The sequence below is a fragment of the Streptomyces sp. NPDC014734 genome (assembly GCF_043083325.1).
Classification (GTDB): Bacteria; Actinomycetota; Actinomycetes; order Streptomycetales; family Streptomycetaceae; genus Streptomyces.
On the sequence record NZ_JBIBYN010000014.1, the window covers coordinates 139,390 to 148,822 of the forward strand.

A 9,433-nucleotide genomic window follows, 5' to 3' on the forward strand; every position below is an offset into this window, starting at 1 on the left:
GTCGCCCCCCGTCCCCACGAGGTCGTCCGGCTCCTTGTCCCCGCGCCGCCGGGCCGCTCCCCCCGGCCTCGTCCCGGCGTGCCCTCATCCCGCGGCCCTCTCCCTCGCCAGGTCCGCCAGCCGGTCGAAGGTGCGGATCAGCTCCGCCCGCCTGCCCTCCTTGTACTCCGGATCGGGCTCCAGCTCGTCGATGGTCCGCTCCCACACGTCCATGAACGTCTTCTTCCACCCCTCGACCACCGCCGCCTCCGGGACCGCCGCACCGACATGGCCCTGCTCGGCGATCAGGCACAGCAGCTCGACATTGCACGGCACGACCACACCGTCGTAGTCGTCGGGCTCCAGGCCCGACGGGTCGCCCGCCATCGCCGCCTCGATGTCCGAGACCAGCCGGCCGGTGATGTCCGACAGATGGTCCGCGGCCGTGTCGCTGTCGAAATTCCCGTTGCCCCAGGTACCCATCGGTTCCCCTCCGTCGTTCGTCCCGCGCGTGTCCTCGCGCTGCCCCCACTCATAGCGGACGGGACTGACAACGGCGGGTCCCGAACACCTCAGGAATCCGTGTGCCCGGCGCCCGCGGCCGGGTCGAGCGCCAGCCGGTAGCCGCGTTTGACGACCGTCTGGACGAGACCGGGCGCGCCCAGGGCCGTGCGCAGCCGCGCCACGGCCGTCTCCACCGCGTGCTCGTCCGTGCCGCCGCCCGGCAGCGCACGCAGCAACTCGGTGCGGGACACCACCCGGCCCGGCCTGCGGGCCAGGGTGTGCAGCAGGGCCATCGGGGCGGGCGGCACCCGGCACGGCTCGTCGTCGACGATCACCGCATGGCCGCGGATCTCGACCCGGTGACCGTCGATCGTCAGTACCGGGGTCCGCGCGGGCAGTTCGTGGCACAGGAGCTGGACGAGCGGCGCGAGCCGGAAGCGTTCCGGGTGGACGGATTCGACGCCGAGCGCCCGCAACGGCCGGGCCGTGACGGGGCCGACGCAGGCCACGAGGACGTCCTCGCGCAGCGCGCCCAGGAGTTCCGGCAGCAGTCCGCGCCTCCGGGCCCGGCCGAGCAGCGAGGTGGCGGCCGGGGCACTGGTGAAGGTGAGGGCGTCCAGGCCACGGGCCAGGGTGGTGTCGAGCAGCCGGTCGAGCGGGGCGATGTCCTCGGGGTCCGTCCAGCGGTAGACGGGGACGGGGACGACCTCGGCGCCCGCGGCACGGAGCGGCTCGATGAAGCCGGGCACGGGTTCGCCGTGGAGTTGCAGGGCGATCCGACGCCCCGTCACGCCCTCGGCCAGGAGCCGGCCGAGCACCTCGTCCATGGATTCCGAGGCGGGCGACCAGGTCTCGGTCAGTCCGGCGGCCCGGACGGCACCCTTGGCCTTCGGGCCGCGGGCCAGCAGTTCGGCACCGCGCAGGGCCGTCGACAGCTCGTCGCCGAGCCCCCAGCCGTCGGCGGCCTCGGTCCAGCCCCGGAAGCCGACGGCGGTGGTGGCGACGACCACGTCGGGAGCGGACCGGATGACGTCCCGGGTGGCGGCGCGGAGTTCGCCGTCGTCGGCGAGCGGCACGGTCCGCAGGGCCGGCGCGTGCAGGACGGTGGCTCCGCGCCGCTCCAGCAGGGCGCCGAACTCCTCCGCACGGCGTGCGGCGGTGACCCCCACGGTGAAACCCGCGAGGGGTTCGTTCCGTTCGCGCATGTGCTCCACCCGGCTGTTGTCCCGCCGCGGCCCGGCGGTGCGAAGGGCGAGCCTGCCAACGGTGCGTGACGGGCCCGGTTCACCCATGTTTCCCGCGCGTTACGTCCGCGGCCACTTCGGCGTCGTGTTCACGTCACGGTGGGGGCGGCCCGGACCCGACGACTGCTGCCGCCCCTGCCGTTCCCGCCGTCCCTCCCGCCCCTGTCATCCCTGTCATCCCTGCCGGTCCCGCCGTCCCGGCAGCTCCGGCCGCCCCGGTTCGCGCATGAGGGCGGCGTCGGCAACGGGCAGCCAGCTCCCCTCCGGCCGCACCAGCCAGTTCTCCTCGGCGCCCAGCCGGGCCGCGGCCTCGCGCAGGGCGTCGAGACCCGGATGGCGCAGCCCCCTGCGCCAGACCAGCATCAGCGGGGAGACCGGTACCGGCCGGACCAGCGGGCGCACCACGGTCCCCGGCAGCGGCGGGAAGCCGACGACGCACAGCACCGGATGCCCCGACTTCGCCATGACCCGCTGGAACTCGGCGACGCCGACCGCGAGCGGAACCGGAGGCGCCAGTGCGATGCCCCAGTCGGCGAAGAGCAGCCGGGCGAGATCCGTCCACTCCTCGGTACGCGCGTTCCCGTTGCCCGCGTACACGGTCTCGCCGGCCAGATCGCCCGGCGCGAGGGCCGCCCGGTCGGCAAGCGGATGGTCGACGGGCAGCAGCACCGCCATGGGCTCGTACCGCACCGGCTGCGTGCCGAGCCCGGCCCGCACCGCCGGATCGAGCCCCGCGGCACGGCCGAAGGAGACATCGAGCCGACCGGCGAGGATCTCCCCCGCCGCCCAGGTGAGACCGCTCTCGAAGCGCGCCATCAGCTCGCACGCCGGGGCAAGTTCGCGGGCGTGGGCGAGCACCCGGGCGGCGGTCATGCCGTCGGTGTTGAGATCCACGAAGAGCGGCCGGTCCACGGGATCGGCGAACGCGGCGGCGAGATCGGCGTGCGCCCCCAGCACTCGCCGGGCGTACGGAAGGAGCCGTTCCCCGTCGGCGGTCGGGGACACCTGCCGGGTGGTGCGCACGAAGAGTTCGACGCCCAGCTCGCGTTCCAGCCGCCGGATGTCCCGGCTCAGCGCCTGCTGCGCGACGTAGAGCCGCGCGGCGGCCCGGGTGAAGTGCAGTTCCTCGGCCACGGCGACGAAGGCGCGGAGCAGTCGGGGGTCGGTGTCGCCGTACCGACCGGGCGTCCGGAGGTACGACCGGCCGTCCGGGGCGGCGTCGTCGGAAGCGGGCACCCGGAGAATTTACAACACGGATGCGTCAATCCACGCCCAGAAGGTGTTGGACCCCGCGGGCGGACCGCCACGAGGCTGCTCGCATGCCGTACGAGAGAAATCCGCCCACCGATACCCTGCTCGCCCTGTCCGGGGACGTGCTGGTCGTCGCCCGCCGTGCTCCCCTTCCCTGCCGCGTCCGGCGGGTCCCCGCCAATCCCTACCTCCGGCTGCTCGCCACGCCGGGCGCCCGCGCGTTCACCGCGGGCAACCTCCTCGCCCGACTGCCCATGGGCATGTTCAGTGTCAGCGCCGTCATCATGGTCGCCGGGGCGCACGGCTCGTACGCGCTGGCCGGCGCGGTGACCGCGACCGGGCTCGCCGCGACCGCCGTGGTCGCCCCGTGGACGGCCCGGCTGGTCGACCGTTACGGGCAGGCGAGGATCGCGGTGCCCGCCACCGCCGTCGCCGTGCTCGGCTCGCTGGCGCTGGTGCTCTGCGTGCACTACGACGCACCGGTCTGGACGCTCTTCGCCGCGTACGCCGCCACCGCGACCACCCCGAACACCGGCGGCATGTCCCGCGCCCGCTGGGCTCATCTGCACCGGGGCGACCCGGCGGCCCTGCACACCGCGAACTCCTTCGAACAGGCCGCGGACGAGCTGTGCTTCATGCTCGGCCCGGTGCTGGCGGCCGTGCTGTGCGGGGCGCTCTTCCCCGAGGCGGGCACCCTGACCGGCGCGGTCCTGCTGATGACCGGCATCCTGGTCTTCGCCGCGCAGCGGGCGACCGAACCGCCGGTGGCACCGCGTGCGACGACGTCCGCCGGTTCCCCGCTCCGCAGTCCCGGCATGCCCGCGCTGCTTGCCGTCTTCCTGGCCACGGGGGCGGTCTTCGGATCGATGGAGGTCGTGACCATCGCCCATGCCGGGGGCGCGGTCCTGGCCCTCCAGGCCGCCGGTTCCTGCGTGGCGGGGCTGGTCTACGGTTCGCGGCGCCCCGCCGGGGACGTCCGCCGCAGGCTGTTGTGCTGCCTGACCGGGATGACGGCGCTGATGTCACTGCCGCTGCTGGCCGCCACCACGACCGGCGCGCTGCCCGTCCTGGCCGGCTGTCTGCTGCTGGCGGGCGCCGCCACCGCCCCGACCATGGTCACCGGGATGACCCTGATCCAGCGGCTCACCCCGCGCGGGCAGCTCAACGAGGGCATGACACTCGCCGTCACCGCCATGCTCGGCGGCATAGCGGCCGGCTCGGCGGCCGGGGGCTGGCTGGCGCAGCACCTCGGAACGGTGACCGGCTACGCGGCACCGCTGTGCGCGGCGGCGCTGGCGCTGGTCCTGGCGGCGGCCGGGGCCCGCGCTCCTCGGGGATGACCCGCCGGGGCGGCACGCCGCACGACGACGAGGACCCCGTCACCGGTGGCGACGGGGTCCTCGTTCACATGGGATGGTGGAGATGGCGGGAATCGAACCCGCGTCCAACGGTGCGGAATCAGGGCTTCTCCGTGTGCAGTTCGCTGCGCTTTTCTCAGCCCCGGAGATCACGCGAACAAGTCTCCGACGGGCTCAGTCACTGTTTGATTTCCTTCTGGGCCCCGTGACCGGGCTCAGAAGTTTAGATCCCTTGATGATGCCAGGATCCGGGTCGGGATCACCCCCGGGCTGACACTTCGCAAGTCGCTACTTAGGCAGCGAGGGCGAAGGAATCGCGCTTGGTGTTGGCGATTATTGGTTGCGACATATGGTTTACGAGATCATTGCCGCTTCCTCGACACGCTTCCCCTGCTTCGACATCCGCTGTCGAAACCGATCATCCCCATGTGGTGTTTTCAATGCGTGCACCCGCTGTGAGGTGCGTTGCCATCGTACGTGACCAACGCACGACGATGCCAGCCCATTCCCGGCGGCCCCGCCCCGCGTGCCCCGCTCCTCTCAGCCGGTGCCGCGCTGACGCCTGCGCGCCGCCGCGATCGCCCGGTTCGTCTCCCTGGTGTCCTGCTTCTCCCGCAGGGTCTGCCGCTTGTCGTACTCCTTCTTGCCCTTGGCGAGCGCGATCTCGACCTTGACCCGGCTGTCCTTGAAGTACAGCGCGAGCGGCACAATCGTGTGGCCGGTCTCGCTCGCCTTCGACTGCAGCTTGTCGATCTCGGCCCGGTGCATCAGCAGCTTGCGCTTCCGCTTCGCCGAGTGGTTGGTCCAGGTGCCCTGCACGTACTCCGGCACGTGGATGTTGTGCAGCCACGCCTCGCCGCCGTCGATCTGGACGAAGCCGTCCACCAGGGAGGCACGGCCCAGCCGCAGCGACTTGACCTCGGTGCCCATCAGGACGAGACCGCACTCGTAGGTGTCGAGGATGTGGTAGTCGTGCCGCGCCTTCTTGTTCTGCGCGATGAGCTTGCGCCCCGTGTCTTTTTGTTTGGCCATAGTGCGGTCATTTTCGCACTACGACCCACCCCCGAGGCCACTCAATACTGTCTCCGCCCGCTCCTCGGCCCCGGAGCCGACCACCAGGTCCGGGGTGATGCCCCGGCCGTCGACACCGCGTCCCATCGGGGTGCGGTAGTGGCCGACGGTCAGCTCGGCGACGGAGCCGCCCGGGAGCTTGCTGGGCATCTGGACCGAGCCCTTGCCGAAGGTGCGCGATCCGACGGTGACGGCGCGGCCCCGGTCCTGGAGCGCGCCGGTGAGGAGTTCGGCGGCGCTCATCGTGCCACCGTCCACGAGGACGACGAGGGGACGGACGGTGTCGCCGCCCGGGTCCGCGTAGAGCGCCCGCTGTGCCCCGTGCACGTCGTACGTGGCGACCAGACCGCCGTCCAGGAAGGCCGAGGCGGCGGTGACGGCCTCGGTGACCAGGCCGCCGGAGTTGCCCCGCAGGTCCAGCAGCACCCCGGCACCCGCCGGGGCCTTCCGGACGGCGTCGCGGACCTCGGTGCCCGAGCCCCTGGTGAACGAGTCGACGTCGATCATCACCGCGTCGGAGGGGTCGGAGGGCTTCGGTCCGATCCGCCGGACGGTGACGGCCGCGGTGCGGAGGCTGGCCCTGGTGAGCGTCTCGGTCCGCAGCACGGAACCGTGCTGGATCCCGAGGACGACGGTGCTGCCCGCGACCGCCTCCTCGCCGTCCCCGCGCAACAGGGCGACGGCCTCGGCGACGGGACGCCGGTCGACCCGGTGGCCGTCGATGGTGCGGAGCAGGTCGCCCGGCTCGACCCCGGCCCGGTCGGCGGGCCCGCCGGGCTGCACCCGGGCCACCTCGACCCGGCCGTCGGCGGAGCGCTTCGCGGCGATGCCGACACCGGTGTACGAGCCGTCGAGAGCCTGCTCGAACTCCTCGTACTGCCGCTCGTCGTACACCGCGCCCCAGCGGTCACCGCTGCGGCTGACGACCTCCTCGGCAGCTTCCGTACCGGACTTGCCGTCGGCCACGGCACGGGCGGCGGCGGCGGCCACCTCGTCGCCGTCGACGGTGGAGGAGACCGAACGGGTCGCCGGGTGCGAGGACTTCGCACCGTCGCGCGGCAGCGAGCCGGTGGCGGCCGCGGTGGCCAGCACGCTCGCGAAGACCAATGTCAGGGCCGCCCCGCGGCGTGCGCCGTGGGGCCCGAAACACCGTGCGGGACCCGACATGGCGATGAGTCTAGGACAACGTCCCTGCGGCGCACGGCCGGTTGGCCGCGCACCACAGCGGCGCTCGTCACACCTTGAGGTACTTGCGGAGCGCGAAGAGCGCGGCGACGGCGGGCATCAGCAGGCCGATCGCGAGGACCAGCGGCAACTTGGTGAGGACCGCGTCCCAGCCGATGAAGTCGATCAGGGTCAGCTTGTTCTGGAGCGCCAGGCCGCCGTCGATCAGGAAGTACCGGCCGGCCAGCAGCATCACGCAGGCGAGCACGCCGCCGATGAGCCCGGCGAACGCGGCCTCCATGATGAACGGCATCTGGATGTAGAAGCCGGAGGCACCGACCAGCCGCATGATGCCCGTCTCGCGCCGCCGGCTGAACGCGGACACCCGGACGGTGTTCACGATCAGCATCAGCGCGATGATCAGCATCAGCGCCATCACGAACAGGGCCGCCACGTTCATGCCGTTCATCAGCCCGAAGAGGTTGTCCAGGATGGATCTCTGGTCCTGGACGGACTGCACCCCGTCACGGCCGGCGAACGCCGTGGCGACGACCTTGTACTTCTTCGGGTCGTGCAGCTTGACCCGGAACGACTCGGGCATCATGTCCGGCGTGATGTTGCCCGCCATGGGCGAGTCGCCGAACTGCTCCTGGTAATGCTTGTACGCCTCGTCGGCCGACTCGTACGTGACGGTGTCGACGGCGTCCATCTTCTTCAGGTCGGCCTCGATCTCCTTCTTCTGCTGCCCGGTGACGGCGCCCTTGGCGCACTTGGGCGTCGAGGTCACATCACTCTTGTTGCAGAGGAAGATCGAGACGTTGACCTTGTCGTACCAGTAGTCCTTCATCGTGCTGACCTGCTCGCGCATGAGCAGCGCGCCGCCGAACAGGGCGAGCGAGAGGGCGACGGAGACGACGACGGCGAAGGTCATCGTGAGGTTGCGACGGAGGCCGACGCCGATCTCCGACAGGACGAACTGGGCGCGCATGGCGTCCTTTCAGTGCTCGGTGCTCAGTGCTGGTAGCCGTAGACGCCACGGGCCTGGTCACGTACCAGACGGCCCTTCTCCAGCTCGATGACGCGCTTGCGCATCTGGTCGACGATGTTCTGGTCGTGAGTCGCCATGATCACGGTGGTGCCGGTCCGGTTGATCCGGTCCAGCAGCTTCATGATGCCGACGGAGGTCTGCGGGTCCAGGTTGCCGGTCGGCTCGTCCGCGATCAGCAGCATGGGGCGGTTCACGAACGCCCTCGCGATCGCCACGCGCTGCTGCTCACCACCGGAGAGTTCACCGGGCATCCGGTCCTCCTTGCCGCCGAGGCCGACGAGGTCGAGGACCTGGGGCACCGCCTTGCGGATCTCGCCCCGCGGCTTGCCGATGACCTCCTGCGCGAACGCGACGTTCTGCGCGACGGTCTTGTTGGGGAGGAGCCGGAAGTCCTGGAACACGGTGCCCAACTGGCGGCGCATGTGCGGCACCTTCCAGTTGGAGAGGCGTGCGAGGTCCTTGCCCAGGACGTGGACCGAGCCCGTACTGGCACGTTCCTCGCGGAGGATGAGTCGCATGAAGGTGGACTTGCCGGAGCCGGAGGAGCCCACCAGGAAGACGAACTCGCCCTTCTCGATATCGAGGGACACATCCCGCAGAGCGGGGCGGCTCTGCCTCGGATAGGTCTTGGAGACGTTGTCGAATCGGATCACGGATGCACCACGGTCGGCCGGGAGTAGGTGTGCGTGACCATACGCGAACCGGACTGACGCGTGCAGGCGCGCGCCCGGGGATGGGTGTTTTATGGCGGAACGGCACCGACCGGAGGCGGGGCGGAAGTGCTACGGAACGGGTGATGTCCGGCGGGCCGCGCCGAAATCCGCGCGAGCTGGCACAGTGGGAGGGGGAACGGTTGCGTTTCCGTGAGCGTTGTGCGGAGAGAGGCACGGGCGGCTCCGCCGCGCGGGAGGAGGAAAGCGCATGACCTATGACCGATTGGTGTGCGCGAACTGCGCGGCGCCGGTGAGCGAGGGCCGCTGCCCCGTCTGCCGGGCGAGCCGGGAGCGGTTGCAGCAGCAGGAACAGGGCGTCTTCGCCGGGCTGAGCCCGGTGACGCTCGTGGCGCTGCTGGTGGTGCTGCTGGGCGCGCTGGCCCTGCTGGCGCACCAGACCGTGTAGCGGCCGGTCCGTACGCCCGCCGGAGCGGGCAGACGCACGAGGAGGGCCCGGGAAGGGCGGGTTCTATTGATCCCCGCAACACCCTGTTGTTCAGGGAGTTGCGGGGATCAATAGAACCCGCCCTTCCCGGGCCCTCCTCGTGCTCACGCGTGGCTCATGCCCGCCGTCAGGCGACGGTACGACCGCTCACCAGGCGCGGCAGGATCCGGAAGCCGATGCCTCCGGCGATCATCGTCGCGGCGCCGACCAGCAGGAACGTGGTCTCGGCGGCACCGGTCTCGGCAAGCTCGTCCTTGCCCTTGCCCTGCTCGACCGGCTGGTTGCCGACGGAGTCGGGGGTGGTGTTGTCGGCGCACTTGGCACCGTCGAGGTCGACGGTGCAGGTGCTGGTGTCGCCGCCGGTGGTACCGGAGGAGCCGTTGCCGGCGGTGGAGCCGGAGTCGCCACCGGTCACGCCACCGTTCGAGGTACCGCCCTGGCTGCCCGAACCACCGTGGCTGCCGGAACCGCCCTGCTCACCGGCACCGCCCTGCTGGCCCGCACCGCCCTGCTCACCGGCACCGCCCTGCTGGCCCGCACCGCCCTGCTCACCGGCGCCACCCTGCTGGCCCGCACCGCCCTGCTCACCGGCACCGCCCTGCTGGCCCGCACCGCCCTGCTCACCGGCGCCACCCTGCTGGCCCGCACCGCCCTGC

Annotated in this window: 11 protein-coding genes and 1 other RNA gene; 3 read left to right on the plus strand and 9 right to left on the minus strand. The window is 71.6% G+C overall.

Annotated features, from left to right (window positions below):
• Positions 1 to 84 precede the first annotated feature (84 nt).
• From ACF1CT_RS22545 to ACF1CT_RS22555, 3 genes are all read right to left on the minus strand, one after another.
• Positions 85 to 462 (minus strand): DUF4259 domain-containing protein, encoded by a 378-nt coding sequence (locus tag ACF1CT_RS22545; protein ID WP_391785697.1) that lies wholly within the window; start codon positions 460 to 462, stop codon positions 85 to 87.
• A gap of 89 nt (positions 463 to 551) precedes the next feature.
• Positions 552 to 1,688: a uroporphyrinogen-III synthase gene (locus tag ACF1CT_RS22550; RefSeq protein ID WP_391785698.1), complete on the minus strand. Its 1,137-nt coding sequence runs from the start codon at positions 1,686 to 1,688 to the stop codon at positions 552 to 554.
• A 213-nt stretch (positions 1,689 to 1,901) separates the two neighbouring features.
• Complete coding sequence (locus tag ACF1CT_RS22555) at positions 1,902 to 2,882, minus strand: LysR family transcriptional regulator (protein WP_391785752.1); 981 nt, start codon at positions 2,880 to 2,882, stop codon at positions 1,902 to 1,904.
• A gap of 164 nt (positions 2,883 to 3,046) precedes the next feature.
• Here ACF1CT_RS22555 and ACF1CT_RS22560 point away from each other — a divergent pair, with 164 nt between their 5' ends.
• Positions 3,047 to 4,318 carry an MFS transporter gene (locus tag ACF1CT_RS22560; RefSeq protein ID WP_391785699.1) on the plus strand — a complete coding sequence of 424 codons (1,272 nt, stop codon included), beginning with the start codon at positions 3,047 to 3,049 and terminating at the stop codon, positions 4,316 to 4,318.
• Positions 4,319 to 4,392: 74 nt separating this feature from the next.
• Here ACF1CT_RS22560 and ssrA read toward each other — a convergent pair.
• From ssrA to ftsE, 5 genes are all read right to left on the minus strand, one after another.
• Positions 4,393 to 4,762, minus strand: a transfer-messenger RNA (tmRNA) gene (ssrA, locus tag ACF1CT_RS22565).
• A gap of 114 nt (positions 4,763 to 4,876) precedes the next feature.
• On the minus strand, positions 4,877 to 5,368 hold the full coding sequence (gene smpB, locus ACF1CT_RS22570; RefSeq protein WP_391785700.1) for an SsrA-binding protein SmpB: 492 nt from the start codon (positions 5,366 to 5,368) through the stop codon (positions 4,877 to 4,879).
• 18 nt (positions 5,369 to 5,386) lie between these two features.
• Complete coding sequence (locus ACF1CT_RS22575; RefSeq protein ID WP_391785701.1) at positions 5,387 to 6,574, minus strand: S41 family peptidase; 1,188 nt, start codon at positions 6,572 to 6,574, stop codon at positions 5,387 to 5,389.
• A gap of 67 nt (positions 6,575 to 6,641) precedes the next feature.
• Positions 6,642 to 7,559, minus strand: a complete 918-nt coding sequence (gene ftsX, locus ACF1CT_RS22580; protein WP_391785702.1) for a permease-like cell division protein FtsX — start codon at positions 7,557 to 7,559, stop codon at positions 6,642 to 6,644.
• 23 nt (positions 7,560 to 7,582) lie between these two features.
• On the minus strand, positions 7,583 to 8,272 hold the full coding sequence (ftsE, locus tag ACF1CT_RS22585; RefSeq protein ID WP_376245564.1) for a cell division ATP-binding protein FtsE: 690 nt from the start codon (positions 8,270 to 8,272) through the stop codon (positions 7,583 to 7,585).
• A gap of 268 nt (positions 8,273 to 8,540) precedes the next feature.
• Here ftsE and ACF1CT_RS22590 point away from each other — a divergent pair, with 268 nt between their 5' ends.
• Positions 8,541 to 8,738: a hypothetical protein gene (locus tag ACF1CT_RS22590; protein ID WP_391785703.1), complete on the plus strand. Its 198-nt coding sequence runs from the start codon at positions 8,541 to 8,543 to the stop codon at positions 8,736 to 8,738.
• 166 nt (positions 8,739 to 8,904) lie between these two features.
• On the opposite strand, the gene ACF1CT_RS22595 is transcribed toward ACF1CT_RS22590, so the two are convergent.
• Positions 8,905 to 9,192, minus strand: a complete 288-nt coding sequence (locus tag ACF1CT_RS22595) for an LPXTG cell wall anchor domain-containing protein (protein WP_391785704.1) — start codon at positions 9,190 to 9,192, stop codon at positions 8,905 to 8,907.
• Between the two features lie 39 nt (positions 9,193 to 9,231).
• Here ACF1CT_RS22595 and ACF1CT_RS22600 point away from each other — a divergent pair.
• Positions 9,232 to 9,433 (plus strand): hypothetical protein (locus ACF1CT_RS22600; RefSeq protein ID WP_391785705.1); only part of this gene is annotated, 202 nt, incomplete at its 3' end.